The 24,078-nt window shown below is 70.9% G+C and carries 23 protein-coding genes; 14 read left to right on the top strand and 9 right to left on the bottom strand.

The genetic code is table 11. The features are described from left to right. The first annotated feature begins 78 nt into the window (after positions 1 to 78). From hutU to OHA84_RS15490, 8 genes are all read left to right on the top strand, one after another. Entirely contained in the window at positions 79 to 1,743 is a 1,665-nt protein-coding gene (hutU, locus tag OHA84_RS15525) for a urocanate hydratase (RefSeq protein ID WP_053681431.1), read from the top strand. Positions 1,744 to 1,778: 35 nt separating this feature from the next. After that, on the top strand, positions 1,779 to 2,969 hold the full coding sequence (locus OHA84_RS15520) for an allantoate amidohydrolase (RefSeq protein WP_266974075.1): 1,191 nt from the start codon (positions 1,779 to 1,781) through the stop codon (positions 2,967 to 2,969). Then, a complete protein-coding gene (locus tag OHA84_RS15515) occupies positions 2,966 to 4,309 on the top strand; it encodes a formimidoylglutamate deiminase (protein WP_266971196.1) in 1,344 nt (447 codons plus the stop codon). The genes OHA84_RS15520 and OHA84_RS15515 overlap by 4 nt, the downstream gene beginning before the upstream one ends. 47 nt (positions 4,310 to 4,356) lie before the next feature. After that, positions 4,357 to 5,535 carry an imidazolonepropionase gene (gene hutI, locus OHA84_RS15510; RefSeq protein ID WP_266971198.1) on the top strand — a complete coding sequence of 393 codons (1,179 nt, stop codon included), beginning with the start codon at positions 4,357 to 4,359 and terminating at the stop codon, positions 5,533 to 5,535. A gap of 225 nt (positions 5,536 to 5,760) precedes the next feature. Next, positions 5,761 to 6,450, top strand: a complete 690-nt coding sequence (locus OHA84_RS15505; protein ID WP_266950615.1) for an LPXTG cell wall anchor domain-containing protein — start codon at positions 5,761 to 5,763, stop codon at positions 6,448 to 6,450. A 17-nt stretch (positions 6,451 to 6,467) separates the two neighbouring features. Beyond that, positions 6,468 to 7,499, top strand: a complete 1,032-nt coding sequence (locus OHA84_RS15500) for a hypothetical protein (RefSeq protein WP_266971200.1) — start codon at positions 6,468 to 6,470, stop codon at positions 7,497 to 7,499. After that, positions 7,496 to 8,683: a hypothetical protein gene (locus tag OHA84_RS15495; protein ID WP_266971202.1), complete on the top strand. Its 1,188-nt coding sequence runs from the start codon at positions 7,496 to 7,498 to the stop codon at positions 8,681 to 8,683. Before OHA84_RS15500 ends, OHA84_RS15495 begins: the two co-directional genes overlap by 4 nt. Further along, positions 8,680 to 10,050 carry a hypothetical protein gene (locus OHA84_RS15490; RefSeq protein WP_159041507.1) on the top strand — a complete coding sequence of 457 codons (1,371 nt, stop codon included), beginning with the start codon at positions 8,680 to 8,682 and terminating at the stop codon, positions 10,048 to 10,050. The genes OHA84_RS15495 and OHA84_RS15490 overlap by 4 nt, the downstream gene beginning before the upstream one ends. Positions 10,051 to 10,120: 70 nt before the next feature. Here the strand turns inward: OHA84_RS15490 and OHA84_RS15485 are convergent, their stop codons facing one another. Next, positions 10,121 to 11,641: a peptide MFS transporter gene (locus tag OHA84_RS15485; RefSeq protein ID WP_266971204.1), complete on the bottom strand. Its 1,521-nt coding sequence runs from the start codon at positions 11,639 to 11,641 to the stop codon at positions 10,121 to 10,123. 503 nt (positions 11,642 to 12,144) lie between these two features. On the opposite strand from OHA84_RS15485, the gene OHA84_RS15480 reads away from it, so the two are divergent. Next, entirely contained in the window at positions 12,145 to 12,822 is a 678-nt protein-coding gene (locus OHA84_RS15480) for a response regulator transcription factor (RefSeq protein WP_053681251.1), read from the top strand. A gap of 13 nt (positions 12,823 to 12,835) precedes the next feature. Beyond that, positions 12,836 to 14,104: an ATP-binding protein gene (locus OHA84_RS15475; protein ID WP_053681253.1), complete on the top strand. Its 1,269-nt coding sequence runs from the start codon at positions 12,836 to 12,838 to the stop codon at positions 14,102 to 14,104. 58 nt (positions 14,105 to 14,162) lie between these two features. Here the strand turns inward: OHA84_RS15475 and OHA84_RS15470 are convergent, their stop codons facing one another. After that, entirely contained in the window at positions 14,163 to 14,747 is a 585-nt protein-coding gene (locus tag OHA84_RS15470) for a GtrA family protein (protein ID WP_266971208.1), read from the bottom strand. Positions 14,748 to 15,008: 261 nt separating this feature from the next. Between OHA84_RS15470 and OHA84_RS15465 the strand changes: the two genes are divergently transcribed. The 3 genes from OHA84_RS15465 to OHA84_RS15455 are packed head-to-tail and all read left to right on the top strand — an operon-like array spanning position 15,009 to position 17,862. Further along, a complete protein-coding gene (locus tag OHA84_RS15465) occupies positions 15,009 to 16,148 on the top strand; it encodes a 5-(carboxyamino)imidazole ribonucleotide synthase (protein WP_053681255.1) in 1,140 nt (379 codons plus the stop codon). Then, the gene (gene purE, locus OHA84_RS15460; RefSeq protein ID WP_053681257.1) at positions 16,145 to 16,681 is read left to right on the top strand and encodes a 5-(carboxyamino)imidazole ribonucleotide mutase; all 537 of its coding nucleotides are present in this window, start codon (positions 16,145 to 16,147) and stop codon (positions 16,679 to 16,681) included. The genes OHA84_RS15465 and purE overlap by 4 nt, the downstream gene beginning before the upstream one ends. Next, positions 16,678 to 17,862: a dipeptidase gene (locus tag OHA84_RS15455; RefSeq protein ID WP_053681259.1), complete on the top strand. Its 1,185-nt coding sequence runs from the start codon at positions 16,678 to 16,680 to the stop codon at positions 17,860 to 17,862. Before purE ends, OHA84_RS15455 begins: the two co-directional genes overlap by 4 nt. Before the next feature lie 171 nt (positions 17,863 to 18,033). Here the strand turns inward: OHA84_RS15455 and OHA84_RS15450 are convergent, their stop codons facing one another. Then, positions 18,034 to 19,374, bottom strand: coding sequence for a UDP-glucose/GDP-mannose dehydrogenase family protein (locus OHA84_RS15450; RefSeq protein WP_053681261.1), 1,341 nt, complete (start codon positions 19,372 to 19,374; stop codon positions 18,034 to 18,036). A gap of 239 nt (positions 19,375 to 19,613) precedes the next feature. Here OHA84_RS15450 and OHA84_RS15445 point away from each other — a divergent pair, with 239 nt between their 5' ends. Further along, complete coding sequence (locus OHA84_RS15445; RefSeq protein ID WP_031147482.1) at positions 19,614 to 20,786, top strand: acyl-CoA dehydrogenase family protein; 1,173 nt, start codon at positions 19,614 to 19,616, stop codon at positions 20,784 to 20,786. 217 nt (positions 20,787 to 21,003) lie between these two features. On the opposite strand, the gene OHA84_RS15440 is transcribed toward OHA84_RS15445, so the two are convergent. From OHA84_RS15440 to OHA84_RS15415, 6 genes are all read right to left on the bottom strand, one after another. Then, on the bottom strand, positions 21,004 to 21,432 hold the full coding sequence (locus OHA84_RS15440) for a hypothetical protein (RefSeq protein WP_266971212.1): 429 nt from the start codon (positions 21,430 to 21,432) through the stop codon (positions 21,004 to 21,006). A gap of 116 nt (positions 21,433 to 21,548) precedes the next feature. Next, entirely contained in the window at positions 21,549 to 21,989 is a 441-nt protein-coding gene (locus OHA84_RS15435; RefSeq protein ID WP_266971214.1) for a hypothetical protein, read from the bottom strand. Between the two features lie 292 nt (positions 21,990 to 22,281). Then, entirely contained in the window at positions 22,282 to 22,470 is a 189-nt protein-coding gene (locus OHA84_RS15430; RefSeq protein ID WP_266971216.1) for a hypothetical protein, read from the bottom strand. A gap of 67 nt (positions 22,471 to 22,537) precedes the next feature. Further along, the gene (locus OHA84_RS15425; protein WP_266974077.1) at positions 22,538 to 23,368 is read right to left on the bottom strand and encodes a helix-turn-helix transcriptional regulator; all 831 of its coding nucleotides are present in this window, start codon (positions 23,366 to 23,368) and stop codon (positions 22,538 to 22,540) included. After that, a complete protein-coding gene (locus OHA84_RS15420; RefSeq protein WP_266947651.1) occupies positions 23,365 to 23,883 on the bottom strand; it encodes a DUF6879 family protein in 519 nt (172 codons plus the stop codon). The genes OHA84_RS15425 and OHA84_RS15420 overlap by 4 nt, the downstream gene beginning before the upstream one ends. Continuing rightward, positions 23,873 to 24,070, bottom strand: coding sequence for a hypothetical protein (locus OHA84_RS15415; protein ID WP_266947650.1), 198 nt, complete (start codon positions 24,068 to 24,070; stop codon positions 23,873 to 23,875). The genes OHA84_RS15420 and OHA84_RS15415 overlap by 11 nt, the downstream gene beginning before the upstream one ends. Between the last annotated feature and the right edge of the window lie 8 nt (positions 24,071 to 24,078).

Raw genomic sequence — 24,078 nt, 5'->3', positions numbered from 1 at the left:
CGGCCGCAGCTGTTGACTGAATCTATTCAGGAGGTCAGGATGTGAATGGATTGACCCACACCGGAGGAGGCACCCGCCATGTCAGGACCCCGCCCCGTACGGGCCGCGCGAGGCACCGAACTCAGCACCCTGGGATGGCAGCAGGAGGCCGCGCTGCGGATGCTCCAGAACAACCTCGACCCCGAGGTCGCCGAGCACCCCGACAAGCTCGTCGTCTACGGCGGCACCGGCAAGGCCGCGCGCGACTGGCGCTCGTACGACGCCATGGTCCGCACCCTGCGGACCCTGAAGCAGGACGAGACGATGCTCGTCCAGTCCGGCCGCCCGGTCGGCGTGATGCAGACCCACGAGTGGGCGCCGCGCGTCCTGCTCGCCAACTCCAACCTGGTCGGCGACTGGGCCAACTGGGAGGAGTTCCGCCGCCTGGAGCACCTCGGCCTCACCATGTACGGCCAGATGACCGCCGGTTCCTGGATCTACATCGGCACCCAGGGCATCCTCCAGGGCACCTACGAGACATTCGCCGCCGTCGCCGCGAAGAAGTTCAACGGCACGCTCGCCGGCACCATCACCCTCACCGCCGGCCTCGGCGGCATGGGCGGCGCCCAGCCGCTGGCCGTCACCATGAACGACGGCGTCGCGATCTGCATCGACGTCGACCCGCGCGCCATCGACCGCCGCATCGAGCACCGCTACCTCGACGTCAAGGCCGACAACCTGCGCCACGCGCTCCAGCTGGCCGTCGAGGCCCGTGACGCCCGCAAGCCGCTCTCCATCGGTCTGCTCGGCAACGCGGCCGACCTGCTGCCGCAGATGCTCGCCGAAGGCGCCCCGATCGACATCGTGACGGACCAGACCTCCGCCCACGACCCGCTCGCCTACCTCCCCGTCGGCGTCGACTTCGACGACATGGCGGACTACGCGGCCAAGGACCCGGCGGGCTTCACCACCCGCGCCCGCGAGTCCATGGCCACGCACGTCGAGGCCATGGTCGGCTTCATGGACGCCGGCGCCGAGGTCTTCGACTACGGCAACTCCATCCGCGGCGAGGCCCAGCTCGCCGGCTACGACCGCGCCTTCGCCTTCCCCGGCTTCGTCCCCGCCTACATCCGCCCGCTGTTCTGCGAGGGCAAGGGCCCCTTCCGCTGGGCCGCCCTGTCCGGCGAGGCCTCGGACATCCACAAGACCGACAAGGCGATGCTCGACCTCTTCCCCGAGAACGAGTCCCTGCACCGCTGGATCAAGATGGCCGGCGAACGCGTCCACTTCCAGGGCCTGCCCGCCCGCATCTGCTGGCTCGGCTACGGCGAGCGCGACAAGGCCGGCGAGCGCTTCAACGAGATGGTCGCCGACGGCACCCTGGCCGCCCCGCTGGTCATCGGCCGCGACCACCTGGACTGCGGCTCGGTGGCCTCCCCGTACCGCGAGACCGAGGCCATGCTCGACGGCTCCGACGCCATCGCGGACTGGCCGCTGCTCAACGCCATGGTCAACGTCGCCTCCGGCGCCTCCTGGGTCTCCATCCACCACGGCGGCGGCGTCGGCATGGGCCGCTCCATCCACGCCGGCCAGGTCACCGTCGCGGACGGCACGAAGCTCGCCGGCGAGAAGATCCGCCGCGTCCTGACCAACGACCCGGGCATGGGCGTCATCCGCCACGTCGACGCGGGCTACGACATCGCCGAGTCGGTGGCCGACGACCGCGGCGTCCGCGTCCCCATGCGCGAGGGCGACGACGCGTGAGCGACCACCCCGCCGGGGCGACCTCGTTCCACTCCATGTGGGACGAGCTCGCCCCCATCGGCCGGCACGCCGACTCCGGCGGCTACCGCCGGCACGCCTGGACCGGCGCCGACGCCGACTGCCGCACCTGGTTCCAGGCCCAGGCCGAGGCCCGCGGTCTCACCTACGAGACGGACCGCAACGGCAACCAGTGGGCCTGGCTCGGCGACCCCCTCGCGGGCGACGCCGTCGTCACCGGCTCGCACCTGGACTCCGTCCCCGACGGCGGGGCCTTCGACGGCCCCCTCGGCGTGGTGTCCTCCTTCGCGGCCCTGGACGAACTCCGCGGGAGGGGAGCGGAGCTCTCCAGGCCCCTGGCCATCACCAACTTCGGTGACGAGGAAGGGGCCCGCTTCGGCCTCGCCTGCGTCGGCTCCCGCCTCGCGGCCGGGCAGCTGACCAAGGAGAAGGCGTACGAGCTCCGCGACGCGGACGGGATCACCCTGCCCCGCGCCATGGAGGCCGCCGGGTACGACCCCGAGACGATCGGCGCCGACCCCGAGCGCCTCGCCCGCATCGGCGCCTTCGTCGAACTCCACGTCGAACAGGGCCGGGCCCTGGACCTGTCCGGGGACCGGGTCGGCATCGCCTCCGCGATCTGGCCGCACGGCCGCTGGCGCTTCGACTTCCACGGCGAGGCCAACCACGCGGGCACCACCCGCCTCGTCGACCGCCGCGACCCCATGCTCACGTACGCGGCGACCGTGCTGGCCGCCCGCACCGAGGCCGCCCTCGCCGGAGCCGTCGCCACCTTCGGGAAGATCGCCGTCGAACCCAACGGGGTCAACGCCATCCCCTCGCTGGTCCGCGGCTGGCTCGACTCGCGCGCCGCCGACCAGGCCACCCTCGACACGGTCGTCACGGCCATCGAGAAGGCCGCCCGCGAACGCGCCGACCAGGACGGCATCGACCTCGACATCGTCCGGGAGTCCTTCACCCCGGTCGTCGAGTTCGAACACGCCCTGCGCGACGAACTGAACCGGATCCTCGGCGGATCCCTGCCCGTCCTCGGCACCGGCGCGGGACACGACGCGGGAATCCTCTCCGCCGCCGTCCCGACCGCGATGCTGTTCGTACGGAACCCGACCGGCGTCTCCCACTCCCCGAAGGAGTTCGCCGCCGAGGACGACTGCGTGGCCGGAGTCCTGGCCCTCGCCGACGTACTGGAAGGACTCGCGTGCAGGTGACCGCACACAAGACGTACTGGCTGGAACACGCCTGGCTCGGCACCCACGTCGAGCCGGGCGTCGCGCTGGACGTGGACGCCGACGGGCGCATCGCCGCCCTGCGCACCGACACCCCGGCCCCGCCCCCCGGCGCGGAGGTGCTGCGCGGCCTCACCGTCCCGGGCCTGGCCAACGCGCACTCCCACGCCTTCCACCGCGCCCTGCGGGGCACGGTCCAGGTCGGCAGCGGCACCTTCTGGACCTGGCGCGACTTCATGTACAAGTTCGCCCAGAACCTCACCCCCGACAGCTACTTCGCGCTGGCCCGCGCGGTGTACGCGGAGATGGCCCTCGCCGGCGTCACCAACGTCGGCGAGTTCCACTACGTCCACCACGCGCCCGGCGGCGCCCCCTACGCCGACCCCAACGCCATGGGCGAGGCGCTGATCGAGGCCGCCGCCGCGGCCGGCATCCGCATCACCCTCCTCGACACCGCCTACCTCTCCTCGGGCTTCGGCAAGGCACCCGAACCGCACCAGCGGCGGTTCTCCGACGGCACCGCCGACGCCTGGGCCGGACGGGTCACCGCCCTCAAGCCCCGCGCGCACGCCCTGATCGGCGCCGCGATCCACTCGGTGCGCGCGGTGCCCGCCGACCAACTGGCCACCGTCGCCCAATGGGCCCAGGAACGGAGGGCACCCCTGCACGTCCACCTCTCGGAGCAGACCGCCGAGAACGACGCCTGCCAGGCCGCCCACGGCCGCACCCCCACCCAACTCCTCTCCGACCACGGCGTGCTCGGGCCCCGCACCACCGGCGTCCACAACACGCACCTCACCGACACCGACATCGCCCTGCTCGGCGGAACCTCCACCGGCACCTGCATGTGCCCCACCACCGAACGCGACCTCGCCGACGGCATCGGCCCCGCGACCCGCCTCCAGCACGCGGGCAGCCCGCTCTCCCTCGGCAGCGACAGCCACGCCGTGATCGACCTCCTCGAAGAGGCCCGCGCGATGGAGCTGAACGAGCGGCTGCGCAGCCGCACCCGCGGCCACTGGACGGCCCACGCCCTGCTCTCCGCCGCCACCGAGGACGGGCACGCCGCCCTGGGCCTGCCCGACGCGGGCCGGCTGGAGACGGGCGCCCTCGCGGACTTCACCACGATCGCCCTGGACTCCGTGCGCACCGCCGGTCCGCTGCCCCGCCTGGCCGCCGAGACCGCCGTGTTCGCCGCGTCCGCCGCCGACGTCCGCCACACCGTGGTGGGCGGCCGGCACATCGTCCGCGACGGGGCGCACACCCTGGTCGGGGACGTGGCGGCCGCCCTTTCCGAGTCGATCGCAGCCGTCCGAGGCTGACCGGCCGAAGGATCCGGGGCGGAGCCCGGCCAACCCCGAGAGGAATCATGACCACCACCGTCATCACCAACATCGGCAGCCTCGTCACCAACGACCCCGCCCTCGGCGACGGCAGCCCTCTCGGCCTGATCGAGAACGCGGCCGTCGTCATCGAGGACGAGCGCGTCGCCTGGGTCGGCCCCTCCGACCGGGCGCCCGCCGCCGACCGGGACGTCGACGCCGAGGGTCGGGCCGTCATCCCCGGCTTCGTGGACTCCCACTCCCACCTGGTGTTCGCGGGCGACCGCACCGCCGAGTTCAACGCCCGGATGTCCGGGCGCGCCTACTCCGCGGGAGGCATCCGCACCACCGTCGCCGCGACCCGCGCCGCCACGGACGCCGCTCTCGAAGCCAACCTGCTGCGCCACCTCGACGAGGCCCGCCGCCAGGGCACCACCACCTTCGAGACCAAGTCCGGCTACGGCCTCACCGTCGCCGACGAGGCCCGCGCCCTGCGCATCGCCGCCGCGCACACCGAGGAGGTCACCTACCTCGGCGCGCACATCGTGTCCCCCGACTACGCCGACGACCCCGCCGGCTACGTGGACCTGGTCACCGGCGAGATGCTGACGGCCTGCGCCCCGCACGCCCGCTGGGTGGACGTGTTCTGCGAGAAGGGCGCCTTCGACGGCGACCAGGCCCGCGCGATCCTCACCGCCGGCGCGGCCGCCGGGCTGATCCCGCGCATCCACGCCAACCAGCTCTCCCACGGTCCCGGCGTGCAACTCGCCGTCGAGCTGGAGGCGGCCTCCGCCGACCACTGCACCCACCTCACGGACGCCGACGTCGACGCCCTCGCCCAGGCCTCGGCCACCACCGTCGCCACCCTGCTGCCCGGCGCCGAGTTCTCCACCCGCGCCCAGTGGCCCGACGCCCGTCGCCTGCTGGACGCGGGCGTGACCGTGGCCCTGTCCACGGACTGCAACCCCGGCTCCTCCTACACGAGTTCGATGCCGTTCTGCATCGCGCTCGCCGTCCGGGACATGCGGATGACCCCCGACGAGGCGCTCTGGTCCGCCACCGCCGGCGGCGCCCGCGCCCTGCGCCGCACCGACATCGGCACGCTCGCCCCCGGAGCCCGCGCCGACCTGGTCCTGCTGGACGCCCCCAGCCACGTCCACCTCGCGTACCGGCCCGGCGTCCCGCTGGTCGCCGAGGTCTGGCAGCGAGGGGTCCGCGCCGTCTGAACCCGAGCACGGGCGCGCACGAGCACCCACGGGCCCGGACCGGGCCGAGCCGGCCGAAACAGGTGCGTCCGACGCGCCGTCGAACCCCCGCCGACCGGCCGCCGATCCGGGCCCGTCCCGTGTCTTCCCTCCGTAAGGCCCCCGGCGTACCTTGAGCCACCAATCTGATGTGCCGTCAGTAACTTGTCGGACATCCACGGTTCACGGTTCGAGGGGAAGACGAAGGTGTCCCACCGCAAACGCACCACCGCGCTCGCGCTGGCCTCCGCGCTGGCCGGATCGGCGGCCGTCCTGACGCTCGCCCCCTCGGCCCACGCCGACGTGGTCGACGTCGCCTACAACTGCGCCACACCCATCGGGGACAAGTCGGCCGTCTCGCCCATCGACATCAAGGCGGTCAAGGCCGGCGACGGGTACAAGCTGACGATGTCCTTCCAGAAGGGCGTCTCCTCCAGCCCCATCGAGCTCGGCAAGGGCGCGATGAGCCCGAGCGCCGTCATCCTCGTCGGCGGCGCCGACAAGGGCTCCGTCCCCGTCTCCGGCCCACCCAACCCCGAGGCCGTGCCCGCCGACACCCCCATCAAGATCACCGACCTCTCGGGCACCTACACCCCCAAGAAGAGCGGCAAGGTCACCTTCACCGCCGGCGTGCTCACCATCAAGGCCATGGGCACCACCACCACCTGCACCCCCGGCAACAGCCCCAAGCCCTCCCTCGAACTGGACGTCACCGCCCCCGGCGGCGCCGCGGCCCCACCACCCCCCGCGTCCACGGCGGCGGGCGGCGACAGCCTCCCGCAGACCGGTCCCGCCGACTCCGCCCTCGCGCTCGGCACCCTCGGAGCCACCGTGCTGCTCTCCGGCGCCGCCGGCGTGCTCTGGCTGACCCGGCGCGGCCGGCAGGCCCGGTCCTGAACGGAGCGGCCCCGCCCATGCCCGCACCCCCCACCCCCCGGCGCCTCGGCCCGGTCGTCCGGCGCCTCGATCCCACGCTCCGGCGCCTCGGCCCGGCGCTGCTCGCCGGGGCCGCGCTGCTCCTCGGCGCGCCCGCCGCCGTCGCCGCCGAGCCCGGCTGGACCGCCGAACCCGCCGCCGGACGGTCCGCCGGCGCCGTACGCCCGTACTTCTACCTCGCCGGCACCTCCGGCAGCGTGCTGGAGGACCGCCTCGCCCTGACCAACACCACCGACCGGGAACGCACCCTCACCCTGCGCGGCGCCGACGCCTACAACACCGCCGACGGGGCCCTCGCGGTACGCCCCGCCCGCCGGTCCACCGACGCCGGTTCCTGGCTCAGCTTCGGCGCGAGCGCGACCGTGAGGATCCCGGCCCGCACCCGCGCCGTGGTCCCCTTCACCGTCTCCGTGCCACCCGCGACCCCGCCCGGCGACCACCCCGCCGCCATCGTCGCCACCGAGGCCGGCCACGAGGTCGGCGTACGCATCCACCTGCGCGTCGGCGGGCCCACCCTGGCCGCCCTCACCGTCGAGAACGTCTCCGTACGCGGCAAGGGCGCGGCGACACGCGTCACCTACACCCTCGTCAACCGGGGCAACGTGACCCTCGCCCCCGAACTCGCCCTCCACGCGCACGGCCGCTTCGGCGAGGTCCCGGGGCGCGCCGCCCACCCCCTGCCGGTGGAACTGCTGCCCGGCCGGCGCGTCGAACTCACCGAACCCTGGCCCGGCGCACCGGTGTTCGACCAGGTCCGACTGAACCTCACCGTCACCGCCCCGGGCGGCGCACGGGCCACGGCCGGTGCCTCCGAATGGTTCGTGCCCTGGGGTCTCGCCGGCTGGACGGGCCTCGGGCTGCTCGCCCTCGGCGCGACCACCACCGCCGCGCTGCTCCTCGTACGCACGCGACGGACGCCCCGTGAGGAACCGCCGGAGCCGGCCGGGCCCGTACCGGGACAGGGGCAACCGACTTCGAAGGAACACGAGTTGACGGGAGCACCCAGGTGAGCACCCAGGTGAGCGCCAAGGTCGGCGGGACGGGCGGGACCCCCGTCGCCTCGGGGTGGTCGGCGGTGTCGGCCCTCGTGGTCTCGGTCCTGGCCCTGGTGTCCCTGGCCCTGTTCCCGGCGACCCCGGTCGCGGCCGCGGAGGCCAAGTCGACGGTGGCGCTCTCCCTCCAGGAGGTCGCCAAGGGCACCGGGATCACGGTCACCGGCGCCGGCTGGCGGGCCAAGACCATGGTGATGCTGTTGGTCTGCGGGCAGAACATGATCGGCGGCACCAACAGTTGCGCGAACGCCGACGGCGTCGCCGTCGCGGTCGCCGACGACGGGCGGTTCACCGCCCAACTCCCCGTCGTGGAACCGCCCAAGCCCTGCCCCTGCGTGGTGAACGTGACGTCCGTCAACGGGGACCAGTCCACCGTCGCCGCACCGCTGAAGATCACCGACCATCCGGTGGCCGAACTGCCCACCGACTCCGGTACGGCCCGTCTCGCGGTGCTGACGGGGGTCAGACTGGAGGGCGACGACGGGGTCCTGACCTGGTTCGGCGCCCCGCCCACCCGGAAGTTCACCGTCATCGTCGGAAACCTGGGCTCCGCCCCCGTCACCGACCCGGTCTTCCAACTCGGGACCGCCCACGGGGTGTTCGCCCCGCTGTGGGAGGAGGCCCGGTGGAAGGGCACCGTCCCGCCCGGCGGCAAGGCGGAGATCCGCCTGGACACCACCCTGTCGGCGGGAGCCCACGGCGACTACACCGTCTCCCTCAAGTACGGGGACAAGGTCCTGGCCACGCAGCCGTGGGGCGTGGACCGCCCGTACGGGATCCTGCTGTTCTGGGGCCTGCTCCTGCTGGTCGTGCCCGCCGCCGTCTTCCGCGTCGGCATGGCCGTCGTCGACCGGGTCCGACCGCGCGGGACCCCGACCGGCGGTCACCACCGGGGCGCCAAGGCCCTGGAGGCGTCGGCGTCGGCGGTGACGGCCCGACTGCCACGGATCCCGGCCGTACGCGGATCCCCGCCCGCGCCGCCCGCCGCCGACACCCCGGCGGCCTCCCCCCAGACGACCACGGCGGTCCTGCCGTGGTTCACCCCGGACAGCGCGCCGGGACCCGAAGCACCACCAGGCCCACCTGCCCCACAGGCGTCCGCACCGTCTGAGAACCGTCCGACAACGAAGGGACATTCGTGAAGACCCAACGGAGGGTGAGCGCGGCGGCTGTCGTGCTGCTGTTCGGCGGCGCGGGCATCCTGGCGGCGGTCGCCCCCGCCCAGGCGGCCGACGCCACGTTCAAGGTGAAGTGCGTACCGCCCGCCGGCGGCGGCGCCCCGGTGGAGGGAGAGACCACCGCCAAGATCAGCGCGCCCGCGACGGCCAAGGTCGGCGACGAGGTCGACGTGTCGTGGGAGACGGTCAAGCCCGCCTCCAACAACACGGACCTGATGGTGATCCCCAAGGACTCCGTGGTGCCCACCGGCTGGTTCACGGTGAGCGGCGGCGGGGCCGAGCTGAAGGTCGTCGGGGAGAAGAAGAACCCGGAGATCCCGAAGAAGGCCCCGATGGTCATGTCGACCATGAAGGGCAAGCTCAAGCTCACCAAGGCGGGGAAGATCACCCTGACGCCCGGCCGGTACGAGGTCGCCGTCTCCTTCCCCTTCGGAACCTTCGTCACCAAGTGCGCCCCCGTGGGCACCGTGACGGGCGGGACCACCATCGACGTCTCCGCCGGCTCCACGGGCGGGACGACGGGAGGCGCGACCACCGGCGGCGCGACCACCGGCGGCGCGACGACGGGAGGTGCCACGACGGGAGGTGCCACGACCGGCGGGGCCACGACCGGCGGGGCGACGACGGGAGGTGCCACGACCGGCGGGGCCACCACCGGCTCCACCACGGGTGGCGGCGGCGGTCAGACCGACTTCCCGGGCAAGGCCGTCGAGGTCGCCTTCGACTGCGGCCCGGTCGTCCCCGGCGGCATCAAGACCCCGGTCACCGTCAACGCCAAGAAGAACGGCGGCGCCTACGACCTGACGGTCAAGACCGCCAAGGGCGCGATGGCCGCGCCCATGGCCCTGCCCGCCGGCGCCCTCAAGCCCTCGATGAACGTCAAGCTCGGCGGCGCCGACACCGGCACGGTCAAGGTCTCCGGCCCGGCCAACGCCGAGCCGATCCCCGACAAGGCCCCCGTCAGCCTCAGCGACATGACCGGCACCTACAAGCCCGGCAAGACCGGGAAGGTGACGTTGACCCCCGACCAACTGACGATCGACGTCACCATGGCACCGGGCTCCACGCCCATCAACGTGCCCTGCAAGGCCACCAGCAGCGCCGTCTCGCTGGAACTGGACACCACCGCCCAGGCCGGCGGCTCCGGCTCACCGTCCTCCACCGGCAGCACGAGCGCGGGCACGCCCTCGGGTTCGGGCGGCCTCGCCGAGACCGGCGCGCAGGACGACGGCGGCATCAAGGCCCTGGCCCTGGTCGCCGGCACGGTGATCCTGCTCGGCGGGGCGGTCTTCACCTTCACCCCGTGGCGCCGCCTGCGCGGCACCCGGTAGCAGCGGGAAAGCGAACGGCCCGGCACACCTCGCGGTGTGCCGGGCCGTTCCACGTGCGGGGCGGGACGCGTCAGTTCACGTCGCCCATCAGCGCGTTGACCTTCTTGCGGTACATGTAGATCGCGACACCGGCGAGCACGGCGGCGGCCGCCTGGAAGGCGACCACACCAACGCCGTTCAGCTTCACCTCAGCCAGGCCGAGCAGACCCGTGATGCAGTCACCGGCGGTAACGGCCAGGAACCAGACACCCATCATCTGCGAGCCGTACTTCTGCGGGGCCATCTTGGTGGTGACCGACAGGCCGACCGGGGACAGGCACAGCTCGGCGACGGTGTGCATCAGGAAGATGAGCACCAGCCACCACATGGTGACCTTGGTTTCGGTGCCCGCGGTCTGGCTCAGCGGCACGCAGAAGACGAAGAACGAGGCGCCGACGATGATCAGGGCGATCGAGAACTTCACGATGGTGCTGGGCTCGCGGTTCCGGCGGGCCAGGGCCAGCCACATCCAGGCGAACAGCGGGGCCAAGAGCACCACGAACAGCGGGTTGAGCGACTGGAACAGGACGTTCGGCATCTCCCAGCCGAACAGATCGCGCTCAGAGTTGTTGTTGCCGAAGAGCGAGAGGGTCGAGCCACCCTGGTCGTAGATCATCCAGAATACGGCGGCGGCCACGAAGAACCAGATGAAGGCGCTCATCCTGGTCTGCTCCGTGGAGCTCAGGTCCTTGTCCCGCTTGATCCGCGCGAGGACAGCGACCGGGATGATCAGACCGGCGATCGTGATCGGGTACAGCGCCCACTTGATGGTGAACATGTCCAGTGCGACCACGGCGCCGTAGAACAGGGCGATGGCCACCAGGCCGAAGATGGTCTTGCGGATGACGCTGTTGCGCTCATCGACCGTCAGCGGGTTCGGGGCGATGTTGCTCTGCGGGTTGAGAGTGCGGCCGGCCAGCAGGAACACCAGCAGGCCGAGGCCCATGCCCACGGCGGCGAGCATGAAGCCGAGGTGCCAGTTGACCAGCTCGCCGACCATGCCGATGCCGACCGGGGCGAGGAGCGCGCCCATGTTGATGCCGATGTAGAAGATCGTGAAGCCGCTGTCGCGGCGTGCGCTGTCCGCACCCTTGTACAGGTGGCCGACCATCGTGGAAATGTTGGCCTTGAGCAGGCCGGAGCCGATCGCGACCAGCAGCAGACCGACGAAGAACGCGATCTGGCCGGGCAGCGCCAGCGCCACGTGACCGGTCATGATCACGACGCCGGCGATGGTGACGGTCTTGCGGGCGCCCCAGACGCGGTCGCCGAACCAGCCGCCGGGCATGGCCATCAGGTAGACCATGGCCACGTACACGGAGTAGATCGCCGTGGCCGTCGCCGCTGTGAAACCGAGCCCGCCGCCCTGGCTGCCCGTCGCGGCGTCCGTGCCGCCGGAGACCAGGTACAGGACGAGAAGCGCACGCATGCCGTAGTAGGAGAACCGCTCCCACATCTCGGTCATGAACAGCGTGGCCAGGCCGATCGGGTGGCCGAAGAGGGTCTTCTCGTGAGCGGGGCTCGGAGAAGCCGTCGTCAGGCTGGAAGCCATGGTCGATCCTTGCTTGCTCGGGACGCCGGCCTTTTGGGCCGGATGACGCCCGGTGGGGGGTGGCCGGCACCGGCGACGGAAGTCCCACCCCACGCCCGGGGGTCTCGCCCCACGGGGTGGGGGGCGAAGGAACATCGGTCACCGGGATCCACGCCCTTCGCGCACGTTCGCGCACAGGGCCCGGCCCACAGGTCATTCACGGTCATCCGGGGCGGACAGGACGGTCCGTCACACGAACGTGTGCGAGACCGCCGATCCGCCCGGAACAGAATCGAAGACCCTTGGCCGCAATTCGGCACAAAGGTCCCCTGGGTAGTGCATCAGGCGTCTCGCCACCATACGACACGACACTGAGGGATATGGAAGGACTTGAGAGATGGATCACAGGTTTGTAGGGAACCGTTCGGCCATATTCGAAGGCCGTAAGTCCCTCGTATACCCAGATAGAGAGGGCTCTATCGGCGTGCCACTCCTTTGACCCCGTGCGGACTACCATCACCCACATGACGCGTGTACTGCTCGCCGAGGACGACGCATCCATCTCGGAACCCCTGGCCCGCGCCCTGCGCCGGGAGGGCTACGAGGTCGAGGTCCGGGAGGACGGCCCCACCGCCCTGGACGCGGGACTGCAGGGCGGCGTCGACCTCGTCGTCCTGGACCTCGGGCTCCCCGGAATGGACGGCCTGGAAGTGGCCCGGCGGCTGCGGGCCGAGGGACACGGGTTCCCGATCCTCGTGCTCACCGCCCGCGCCGACGAGGTCGACACGGTCGTCGGCCTGGACGCCGGCGCCGACGACTACGTGACCAAGCCGTTCCGGCTCGCCGAACTGCTGGCCCGGGTACGGGCCCTGCTGCGCCGCGGCGCCACGGAGGCCTCCCAGCCGCCCGCCACCCACGGCGTGCGGATCGACGTCGAGTCGCACCGCGCCTGGATGGGCGAGGAGGAGCTCCAGCTCACCGCGAAGGAGTTCGACCTCCTGCGCGTCCTCGTCCGGGACGCCGGTCGGGTCGTCACCCGCGACCAGTTGATGCGCGAGGTGTGGGACACCACCTGGTGGTCCTCCACCAAGACCCTCGACATGCACATCTCCTGGCTGCGCAAGAAGCTCGGCGACGACGCGGCCAACCCCCGTTACATCGCCACCGTCCGGGGCGTCGGCTTCCGCTTCGAGAAGAGCTAGTACTTACTGAGTCATGCGCCGCCGCCTGATCAACTCCACGCTCGCCGTGGTGCTCGTCGTGATCGCCGTGTTCGGGGTCTCCCTGGTCATCGTCGAGACCCGGACCATCACCAGCAGCGCCCAGGACCGCATCGGGTCCGAGGCGCTGCGCCTGGTGGGCATCGTCGAGTCGAACGTCCTGGAGAACAAGCCGATCAACCCCGCGGCGCTCGCCGAGCAACTGGACGTCGGCAAGTACGCCCGCATCACCGTCCCGGGGCAGGCGCCCGTCGAGGTCGGCGATCCCATCGACGAGAGCGTCATCCGGGGCACCGCCCACGGCGAGCAGGGCGAGGAAGTGGTCGTCGAGGCCACCCGCTCGACGGTCACCCGGGAGGTCGGCCGCACCCTGGCCGTGGTCGGCGCGGTGGCGCTGCTGGCGGTCGTGGCGGCCGTACTGCTCGCCGTACGCCAGGCCAACCGGCTGGCCTCCCCGCTCACCGACCTCGCGGAGACGGCGGAACGGCTGGGGTCCGGGGATCCGCGGCCCCGCCACAAGCGGTACGGGGTTCCCGAGCTCGACCGGGTCGCGGACGTGCTGGACTCCAGCGCGGAGCGGATCGCACGGATGCTGACGGCGGAGCGGCGGCTCGCCGCGGACGCCTCGCACCAGTTGAGGACGCCGCTGACGGCCCTGTCGATGCGGCTGGAGGAGATCACGGTCACCGACGACCTGGAGACCGTGCGGGACGAGGCGACGATCGCCCTCACCCAGGTGGAGCGGCTCACGGACGTGGTCGAGCGGCTGCTGACGAACTCGCGGGACCCGCGGACCGGCTCGGCGGTCCCGTTCGACCTGGACGAGGTCGTCAAACAACAGGTCGAGGAGTGGCGGCCGGCCTACCGCAGCGCCGGGCGGGCCATCGTGCGCTCGGGGAAGACGGGCATGCGGGCCGTGGGCACCCCCGGCGCGGTCTCGCAGGTGCTGGCCACCCTCGTGGAGAACGCGCTCATGCACGGCGGCGGCACGGTCGCCCTGCGTACCCGGGTGACCGGCAACCAGGCGGTGCTGGAGGTCACGGACGAGGGCCCCGGCGTCCCGCCGGACCTCGGCAACCGGATCTTCGAGCGGGCCATCAGTGGCCGGAACTCCACCGGTATCGGCCTGGCGGTCGCGCGCGACCTCGCGGAGGCCGACGGCGGACGCCTGGAGCTGCTGCAGACCCAGCCGCCGGTGTTCGCGCTGTTCCTCAGCCGCACCGCGCCGGAGCGCGCGGAAGACCCCGAGCCGATGGTGCGCTGAGCCGACGGTGCGCCGAGCCGGGCCGCGGGACGAGGGTGGGCCGGATCGGGCGACCGGTCTACTGGGCGGCGGACTCGTGCGCCAGAGGGACGACCGGCGTGACCGGGACCACCGAGGCGGCCGGGGCGTCCGGCTCGGACGCGTGGCGTTCCCGCTGCTCGACGACGGCCCCGGCCGCCGGGGGCCGGCTCGCGGGCAGGGCCTTGAAGACCCAGGTGCGGTAGGACCAGAAGCGGAAGACGGTGGCGACGCCGATGCCGGCGAACTTGAAGACGTTCGTGGCCAGCCTGCCGTCCATGCCCAGGCCGTAGGTCCCCGCGTAGAGCACGCCGCTCTCGATGACCAGGCCGATCGCGCTGAAGAGGGCGAACAGGGGCAGCTCGCGGGTCGGGGGCCGGCTGCCGTCGCCGCCGGACCGGTCCCGGTAGGTGAAGAAGCGGAAACCGATGTAGTTCGTGCCGATGGCCACCACGATGGCTATCACGCTCGCCCGGACCACCTGGAGGTCGGTGGTCGCCCGCAACAGGTTGAAGACACCCAGGTTGACCAGGACACCGACTCCGCCGACGGCCCCGAATCTGGCGGCCTCCCGTGCCAGGCCGCGCAGGCGTTCGAGGGCGGATCCGTTCTTCGGCGTGCTCATGTGATCGGTCAGTCCCTGTTCGTCGTGTCCGCGGTATCCGTCGTGTCCGTGCTGTCCGTCGCCGTACCCGTCGCCATGTCCGTCGCCCCGGTGCGGGGGCGTCACCCGTTCTCGTCAACCCGTCCATGTTAAGTGTCGCCCCCGGAGCACGCCCGTGCCTTCGCGTGCCTCGCGCCCTTGCGGGGTCCGGCACACGGCGTCCGGCGGGTCCGCGCCAGGGCTGCGTCCGGATGGCGCAATACCGACGGATACCCTGGAGAGGTGACGTTCCCGGTAGTCGGCATGGTCGGCGGCGGACAGCTCGCCCGCATGACCCACGAGGCGGGCATCCCCCTCGGCATCAGATTCAAGATCCTCAGTGACACCCCACAGGACTCGGCGGCCCAGGTCGTGAGCGATGTCGTCATCGGCGACCATCGCGACCTGGAGACGTTGCGCGCCTTCGCGCGCGGCTGTGACGTGATCACGTTCGACCACGAGCACGTACCCATCGAACACCTGCGGGCCCTGGAAGCGGACGGCATCCCCGTCCGCCCGGGGCCCGACGCGTTGGTGCACGCCGCGGACAAGGGGGTGATGCGCGCCCGCCTCGACGAGATCGGCGCGCCCAGCCCCCGCCACCGGATCGTGGCCGATCCGGCGGACGTGGTGGCCTTCGCGGACGAGGTCGGCGGCTTCCCCGTCATCCTCAAGACGGTGCGCGGCGGGTACGACGGCAAGGGCGTGTGGTTCGTGCGCACCCCCGAGGACGCGGCGGCGCCCTTCCACGCGGGGGTTCCGGTGCTCGCCGAGGAGAAGGTGGACTTCGTCCGCGAGCTCGCGGCGAACATCGTCCGCTCCCCGCACGGCCAGGCGGTGGCCTACCCGGTGGTCGAGTCCATCCAGGTCGACGGGGTCTGCGACACCGTGATCGCCCCCGCGCCGAACCTCTCCGAGGAGCTCGCGGGCGAGGCCCAGTCCCTGGCCCTGCGCATCGCCAAGGAACTCGGCGTGACCGGCCACCTGGCCGTGGAGCTGTTCGAGACCACCGACGGCCGGATCCTCGTCAACGAACTGGCCATGCGTCCGCACAACAGCGGCCACTGGACCCAGGACGGCGCGATCACCTCCCAGTTCGCCAACCACGTACGGGCGGTTCTGGACCTCCCGCTCGGCGACCCGCGCCCGCGGGCCCGCTGGACGGTCATGGCGAACGTGCTCGGCGGGGACTACCCGGACATGTACGCGGCGTACCTGCACTGCATGGCCCACGACCCCCAGCTGAAGATCCACATGTACGGCAAGGACGTGAAGCACGGCCGCAAGGTCGGCCACGTCAACACCTACGGCGACGACCTGGACGACGTGCTGGAGCGAGCACGTCACGCTGCCGGCTACCTCAGAGGGACGATCACGGCATGAGCACCTCTTCCGCAGGCCCCGTCATCGGCATCGTCATGGGCTCGGACTCCGACTGGTCGGTCATGGAGGCCGCGGCCCAGGCGCTGGACGAGTTCGAGATCCCGTACGAGGTCGACGTGGTCTCCGCCCACCGGATGCCGCGCGAGATGATCGCGTACGGCGAGCAGGCCGACGGCCGCGGCCTGAAGGCGATCATCGCGGGCGCGGGCGGCGCCGCCCACCTGCCCGGCATGCTCGCGTCCGTCACCCCGCTGCCGGTCATCGGCGTACCGGTACCGCTGAAGTACCTCGACGGCATGGACTCGCTGCTGTCGATCGTCCAGATGCCCGCCGGGGTTCCCGTCGCGACCGTCTCCGTCGCCGGGGCGCGCAACGCGGCCCTGCTGGCCGTCCGGATGCTCGCCGCCCACGACCCGGAGCTGCTGGCCCGCATGCGGGAGTTCCAGCAGGAACTGAACGAGCAGGCCACCGAGAAGGGCAAGCGACTGCGGGCCAAGGTCGCGGGCGCGGAGTCCTTCGGGTTCGGCAAGTGAGCGCCGCGCAGCGCCTGGGCGAGGCGCGTGAGCTGCTGGCCGAGCATCCGGTCGTCGACGGCCACAACGACCTGCCGTGGGCGCTGCGCGAGCAGGTCCGTTACGACCTCGACCGGCGGGACATCGCCGCCGACCAGTCGGGCCACCTGCACACCGACCTGCCCCGGCTGCGCGCCGGCGGGGTCGGCGCACAGTTCTGGTCCGTGTACGTGCGCTCCGACTACGCGGGCGACGAGGCGGTCAGCGCCACCCTGGAGCAGATCGACCTCGTCGACCAGCTGATTGCCCGTTACCCCGCCGACCTGGTGCGGGCCCTGACGGCCGACGACATGGAGGCGGCCCGCGCCGAGGGGCGGATCGCCTCCCTGATGGGCGCCGAGGGCGGGCACTCCATCAACAACTCGCTCGCCACCCTGCGCGCCCTGCACCGGCTGGGCGTGCGGTACATGACGCTCACGCACAACGACACCATCGACTGGGCGGACTCGGCGACCGACGAACCCCGGCACGGCGGCCTGAGCGGCTTCGGCCGCGAGGTCGTCCGCGAGATGAACCGCGTCGGCATGCTCGTGGACCTCTCGCACGTGGCCGCGACCACGATGCGCGACGCCCTCGCGGTCTCGGCCGCGCCGGTGATCTTCTCGCACTCCTCGGCGCGGGCGATCTGCGACCACCCGCGCAACATCCCGGACGACGTGCTGGCGCTGCTGCCCGCCAACGGCGGCGTGGCCATGGCCACCTTCGTGCCCAAGTTCATCCTCCCCGAGGCCGTCGCCTGGACCCTGGCCGCCGACGAGAACCTGCGGGCCCACGGGTTCCACCACCTCGACACCACCCCCGAGGCGATGGCCCTGCACCGGGCCTTCGAGACGCAGCGCCCGCGCCCGGTGGCCACCGCCGCGACCGTCGCCGACCACCTGGACCACATGCGCGAGGTGGCGGGCGTCGACCACATCGGCATCGGCGGCGACTACGACGGCACGGCCTTCACCCCGGCCGGGCTGGACGACGTGGCCGGCTACCCGAACCTGATCGCCGAGCTGCTGGCACGCGGCTGGTCGCGCGCCGACCTGACGAAGCTGACCTGGTCCAACGCCGTACGGGCGCTGCGCGACGCCGAAGCGGTGGCCCGCGAGCTCACCGCGGCGCGGGGGCCGTCCAACGCGGTGCTCCAGCCGTAGGAGCGCGGGAGCACGGGAGGGGACGGCGGGCCCGCCGTCCCCTCCGGGTTTCCCGGGCTGATCGCCCGAACTCCCTGGACCGGCCGCGCGACGCGTGGTTCACCTCACGCGCCGCACGGGACCGCACGGCGCCGCAGGAACGCCCGGAGCGTCCGCGTCGGACCTTGTCGGTCAGGCCCGGGGGCGGCCCATGGCGCGGTAGGTCCAGCCGGCGGCGCGCCAGCGCTCGGGGTCCAGCGAGTTGCGGCCGTCCAGGACCAGCCGGTCGGAGACGACCTCGCCGAGCTCCGCCGGGTCGAGGTCGCGGAACTCGCGCCACTCGGTGAGGTGCAGCACGACCTCGGCGCCCCGGGCTGCCGCGAGCGCGGAGTCCGCGTAGCCCAGCGTGGGGAAGACGCGGCGGGCGTTGTCCATGCCCTTGGGGTCGTAGACGGTGACCTGGCCGCCCTGGAGGTGGATCTGCCCGGCCACGTTCAGCGCGGGCGAGTCGCGCACGTCGTCCGAGTCCGGCTTGAAGGTGGCACCCAGCACCGCGACCCGCTTGCCGAGGAACGAACCACCCACGGCGTCCCGGGCCAGTTCGACCATGTGGCCGCGCCGGCGCATGTTGATGGAGTCGACCTCCCGCAGGAAGGTCAGCGCCTGGTCCGCGCCCAGCTCGCCCGCCCGCGCCATGAAGGCCCGGATGTCCTTGGGCAGGCAGCCACCGCCGAAGCCGATGCCCGCGCGCAGGAACTTCGAGCCGATCCGCTCGTCGTGACCGATGGCCTCGGCCAGCTTGGCCACGTCACCGCCGGCCGCCTCGCACACCTCGGCCATCGCGTTGATGAAGGAGATCTTCGTCGCGAGGAAGGAGTTCGCGGCCGTCTTGACCAGCTCGGCCGTCGGGAAGTCGGTCACCACCAGCGGGGTGCCCTCCGCCATGGGCGTCGCGTACACCTCGCGCAGCAGCTTCTCCGCGCGTTCACCCTGCACGCCGATGACGATGCGGTCCGGGTGCAGGGTGTCCCCGACGGCGAAGCCCTCGCGCAGGAACTCGGGGTTCCAGGCCAGCTCGACCTCCTCGCCCGCCGGGGCGAGGTCCGCGAGCCGGGCCGCGAGCCGCTCGGCCGAGCCGACCGGGACGGTGGACTTGCCGACCACCAGCGCCGGCCGGGTCAGGTGCGGGGCCAGGGAATCCATCGCGGAGTCCACGTAGCTCATGTCGCAGGCGTACTCGCCGTGCTTCTGCGGGGTGTTCACACACACGAAGTGGACGTCGCCGAACGCGCCGACCTCCTCCCACGAGGTGGTGAAACGCAGCCGCCCCGTCGAGCCCGGCATCCCCTCCACGTGCGAGGCCAGCAGCTCCTCCAGCCCCGGTTCGTACATGGGGACGCGGCCCGAGGCGAGCATCTCGATCTTCTCCGGGACGACGTCCAGCCCCAGTACCTCGAAGCCCAGCTCGGCCATGGCGGCGGCATGCGTGGCACCGAGGTAGCCGGTGCCGATCACAGTGATCTTGAGGGGCATGCGTTGCTCCAGGTGTGGCGGGCCTTTGCGGCCACCGAGCATAGGCCGGCCCGCGCACGGGGAGGTTCCCGGGGAGTCGCGGCCCCTGCGGCGGGCGGCGGGCGGCCGCCGGCGCGCTGTCACGCAGCTCACGTACGCGTTACATATCGCTGCCGGGACCCCGGACACTAAGATTTGGGTTACTTAACGGTAGTTAGCATCACTGATGCGTCACGCATCACCTTGGGGAGTGAGAGATCTTGGCGGGTTCTGCCGACTTCGACCTGTACCGCCCGGCCGAGGAGCACGACATGCTCCGCGAGTCGGTCCGCTCGCTCGCCGAGGCGAAGATCCTGCCGTTCGCGGCGGCGGTCGACGAGGAGTCCCGCTTCCCGCAGGAGGCCCTCGACGCCCTGGTCGCCAGCGACCTGCACGCCGTCCACGTACCCGAGACCTACGGCGGCGCCGGCGCGGACGCGCTCGCCACCGTGATCGTGATCGAGGAAGTGGCCCGCGTCTGCGCGTCCTCCTCCCTCATCCCGGCCGTGAACAAGCTCGGCTCGCTCCCGGTGATCCTCTCCGGTTCCGAGGAGCTCAAGGCCAAGTACCTCGGCCCGCTGGCCAAGGGCGACGCGATGTTCTCGTACGCCCTCTCCGAGCCCGACGCGGGCTCCGACGCCGCCGGCATGAAGACCCGCGCCGTGCGCGACGGCGACTTCTGGGTGCTCAACGGCGTGAAGCGCTGGATCACCAACGCGGGCGTCTCCGAGTACTACACGGTCATGGCCGTCACCGACCCGGAGAAGCGCTCCAAGGGCATCAGCGCCTTCGTCGTCGAGAAGGGCGACGAGGGAGTCTCCTTCGGCGCCCCGGAGAAGAAGCTCGGCATCAAGGGCTCCCCGACGCGCGAGGTCTACCTCGACAACGTCCGCATCCCCGCCGACCGCATGATCGGCGCCGAGGGCACCGGATTCGCCACCGCGATGAAGACCCTCGACCACACCCGCATCACGATCGCCGCCCAGGCGCTCGGCATCGCGCAGGGCGCCCTGGACTACGCCAAGGGCTACGTCCAGGAGCGCAAGCAGTTCGGCAAGCCGATCGGCGACTTCCAGGGCGTGCAGTTCATGCTCGCGGACATGGCCATGAAGATCGAGGCCGCCCGCCAGCTGACGTACTCGGCGGCCGCCCGCTCGGAGCGCGTCTCCGGCGGAGGCCCCCACGAGGACCTGACGTTCTTCGGCGCCGCGGCCAAGTGCTTCGCCTCCGACGTGGCCATGGAGGTCACGACCGACGCCGTCCAGCTCCTCGGCGGTTACGGCTACACCCGTGACTACCCGGTGGAGCGCATGATGCGCGACGCGAAGATCACGCAGATCTATGAAGGCACGAACCAGGTCCAGCGGATCGTCATGGCCCGCAACCTGCCGTAGCAGGTTTTTCGCAGGTCATCCGCTGTCTCGGGTGATCGGGGAGCGGCTGTCGGCTTCCGGTCCGCTCGGGTCCGCTCGGGTCCGTTCCGGGCCGTCCTCGGGCGTCATGCCGGGGGAATCCTGGCCGGACACCGGGCTGGAAACCGGCTGCAAGTGAAGTCCCCCGTACCCGACAAGGGTGCGGGGGACTTCTGTATTTCCGCCCATGGGGTCTCGGCTAGGCGCTGTAGAGCGTAGGACGTTCCGCCACCTGGTTCGGTGTCAGCCCTTCGACAGTCAGGTTCCCCGTCCAGAGCTGGTCACGGTTGGCGTACGTCGAATCGAAGCGGACGCGCTTACCGCCCGGCTCCAACTTCCACCCCTGTTCTTGGAATTGCGCGATACGGTCGCTGCCGCACACGAATGCCCGGGTTGCCTGAGTGAGCACCCATTGAGCCGGCTCGGTCTCGCCGGCCGTGGGCCGCCCGCAGTTGCGGGCCATCTGCCACAGGCGCGGCCACTCGACCCCGGGAGTCAGCGGGCCGATGACGGCCACGTCTCCGATCCGCCGTTCGTCGAGGTGGTGCGTGGCATACCCGAAGACCACGCCGAACATGGCGAAGACGGTGACCCTGCCGCTCCCGGTCAGACCCTCATCAGATGGCATGGGCGGTACCTTTGCTCAGAGTGGGACCCGGGCACCTGTGACGTGTCCGGGTCCTACTTCGTACGAGCGGATCACGCCGTGATCCGTGTGTTGGGGCGGGTCAGCGGGTCAGCGAGTCAGCAGCCGCCGCCGTCGCCGCAGCAGGCCGGCTGGTTGCACTCGGCGGTGGTGCCCCACAGCCGGGCGTCGACCTCGAACCCGGCGGCCGCGACGCGGTCGGCCACCGACACCATCAGCGGGCGCGTTCGAACCCTGGCGTTCGGAGAGTGGTGGACGAAGTAGCCGAACTGCTCCTGACACCAGGCGGCGTACTCCTGCGTGTGGAGCATGAACGAGTGCCAACCGGGGTCCACCCGCTCACTGGGCGCCATGTCGTACGCCTTCTGGCTGCCCAGGACATACACGAAGGCGATGGCCTGATCCATCACGCGATCGGCCACGACCCGCTCAAGGCCGTACTCGTCCGCGCAGAACGCGGCCAGCCGCTCGAACAGCTCGGGGCTGACAAGGTCCCGCCCGTGCCGTAAGGCGACGGGGCTTTCCACCACGGTCGTCATCGTGCGACTCCTTCTGTCGATGGGTCTTGCTGCCCGCCCTGGCGGGGCGGGGGGCTATGCCAGGGCGCCTCGACCCGATGAACAAGGGCGACGTCCTCGAACCCTCGGAGGAAGCGGCCGTGACCGGCGTTCAGGCCCGTGTGCGTCATGCACTGTCGATCCACCTCGGCCACATCGGGGCCGGGAACGGCAGCCCAGCCGCACTCCGCGTAGAGGCAGCTCGCGACCGTGATGGGCGTGCACTCGGGGTCTCTGAGGATCCGGTGCTCGGCGTATCGGATGACGGAGCGCGTCATCGGCGCGACCCGTCCGCGTTGACGCAACGGGTGTGCCAGTACGCGACCTTCGGCGGCCCGTCCTTACCCGCGAGCGTCCCCCGCCGGGCGAGTTGGTGAAGGGGGATGGGCATGTTGCACGACGGGCACGTCTCGTGCTTTTCCGTGTAGGTCGCGTACTCGAACGTGTCCGTCTTGGTCGCCATTGCGCACCCCTTCGCCGCTGTCTCCGGGAATCGACAGCCAATGGTGGCCGGGGGGCGGGGGCAGGTTCTAGCCGGTTTCCTGCTCGCGCAAAAGCTCGTCTCGGATGGCTTCGAGCATGGCCCGCATGACGTCACCGGATACTGCCATCGCGGCGAACCCTTCGAACTTGCGCACGTACAGCGCAACGTCTCGGGGGTCGGTCACGACGATCTCTGCGTGAACCGTCTCGACAGTGACCGTGCGATCATCTCGGATGGCAAAGGCGTGATTCGCTATGTCTCGCTGTCGTGCACCCAACGGGACGATGCGAATGTCTATGCTCGGCAGTCGCGAAAGGGAAACCAGCCTGTCCGCCTGTTCTGCCATCCTGGCGGCCGACACAATGCGCCACCGAAGTGCAGATTCCGTGATGACGAACTCAAGTTCCTTGGTTGAATCGTAGAGAGCTTGCTGCCGTTCAATCCGGGCACTAATTGTTCGTGACAGTACGTCCTCGCCGAGGTTGTGCCGAGAGAGAATCGCTCGGATGTATTCAGGAGTCTGCAGAAGTCCAGGGATCAAAGCCGGCTGGAAGAGCCGCAGCGAAGTCATTTGAGCCTCTAGTGCCCGCGTCTGCTGCTGCGCCTTATGTACTCCCATGCGTCGAATGAGGCGCCAAGCCGTGATTTCTGTGGCTGCTGCTCTGACGACCTCCAGGTATTCTGCCTTGACCTCATCCGAAACGCCGATGGCTGTAAGGATGCGCTCAACATCTGCGACAGATGGAGCGACCTTGGCCGTTTCAATCTTGCTCAGCTTGCTTGCAGACATGACAGCACTGCGAGCGACGGCCTTGGCTTCCTTCCCGGATGCCTGGCGAAGCGCCCGCAGTGCGGCCCCTAGCTGTGCTCTGTTCACTTCCCGTGCTTCGCCCACCATTCGGGGAACGGCACGGCGTGAGTCAGGGCCGTATCCCTGTAGGCGGTGAACTCTCCGGCCCGTTCCTCGGGGAGGATTTCACCGCCAAGGAACGATCCGTCTTCCGCGTAGTTCATCACCCCGGGCGTGCGGCCATCCATTAGCCAGAAGTCAGGAACCCCTTCCAGGGGGTTTGGCTGTTCGGTCGTGTCGAGGATGAAGAATTCTTCGCCACCTGTCACATTCTTTTGGTATCCCCACCCCAATTCGAACCGCAGGTAAGGAGTGAGAGGCCGAGAGAGAATGTGCACGCGATAGACCCGCTTGCCCATGCTTGTATGGGAACGGAGTTCTGACACCCATGCGTCGTTGTAGTCGGACGGCTGAGGTTCCCCGGCGAGGAACGCCCGGTAAGCGTCCACGTTTCCGGATTTGCCGTAGTCATCCAGCGTCTCCAGCCGGAATGCCTCTCGCTCGAAAGTGTCGAACAGTTCACCCAGGGACTTAGGCGCCATGAAGACCCTTCCGAATCAGGTCGAGGGCAAGTTGTTGCGGGATTTCGACCACGGTTTCGTGTGCGGGCATTTCCAGCCCGTGGTCGGTAGGAGTCTCACCCTGCACCAGGAACGTGTCCCTGTCGGTGGCGTAGATGGTGGGGCAGTCCTTGACGTCGCAGCTACTCACAAGCTTGGTGACCTGCACAGGGTTCC

Origin of the sequence: Streptomyces sp. NBC_00513, from assembly GCF_041431415.1 — a bacterium.
Taxonomy (GTDB): Bacteria; Actinomycetota; Actinomycetes; order Streptomycetales; family Streptomycetaceae; genus Streptomyces.
This window is presented reverse-complemented; position numbering and strand designations above follow the sequence as displayed.

Coding starts and splice junctions, on each gene's coding strand:
- OHA84_RS15440 (WP_266971212.1), bottom strand. CDS start 21,432: ATGCCATCTGATGAGGGTCTGACCGGGAGCGGCAGGGTCACCGTCTTC.
- OHA84_RS15420 (WP_266947651.1), bottom strand. CDS start 23,883: ATGGCGCCTAAGTCCCTGGGTGAACTGTTCGACACTTTCGAGCGAGAG.
- OHA84_RS15485 (WP_266971204.1), bottom strand. CDS start 11,641: ATGGCTTCCAGCCTGACGACGGCTTCTCCGAGCCCCGCTCACGAGAAG.
- hutI (WP_266971198.1), top strand. CDS start 4,357: ATGACCACCACCGTCATCACCAACATCGGCAGCCTCGTCACCAACGAC.
- OHA84_RS15470 (WP_266971208.1), bottom strand. CDS start 14,747: ATGAGCACGCCGAAGAACGGATCCGCCCTCGAACGCCTGCGCGGCCTG.
- OHA84_RS15435 (WP_266971214.1), bottom strand. CDS start 21,989: ATGACGACCGTGGTGGAAAGCCCCGTCGCCTTACGGCACGGGCGGGAC.
- OHA84_RS15520 (WP_266974075.1), top strand. CDS start 1,779: ATGTGGGACGAGCTCGCCCCCATCGGCCGGCACGCCGACTCCGGCGGC.
- OHA84_RS15475 (WP_053681253.1), top strand. CDS start 12,836: ATGCGCCGCCGCCTGATCAACTCCACGCTCGCCGTGGTGCTCGTCGTG.
- OHA84_RS15480 (WP_053681251.1), top strand. CDS start 12,145: ATGACGCGTGTACTGCTCGCCGAGGACGACGCATCCATCTCGGAACCC.
- purE (WP_053681257.1), top strand. CDS start 16,145: ATGAGCACCTCTTCCGCAGGCCCCGTCATCGGCATCGTCATGGGCTCG.
- OHA84_RS15500 (WP_266971200.1), top strand. CDS start 6,468: ATGCCCGCACCCCCCACCCCCCGGCGCCTCGGCCCGGTCGTCCGGCGC.
- OHA84_RS15430 (WP_266971216.1), bottom strand. CDS start 22,470: ATGGCGACCAAGACGGACACGTTCGAGTACGCGACCTACACGGAAAAG.
- hutU (WP_053681431.1), top strand. CDS start 79: ATGTCAGGACCCCGCCCCGTACGGGCCGCGCGAGGCACCGAACTCAGC.
- OHA84_RS15450 (WP_053681261.1), bottom strand. CDS start 19,374: ATGCCCCTCAAGATCACTGTGATCGGCACCGGCTACCTCGGTGCCACG.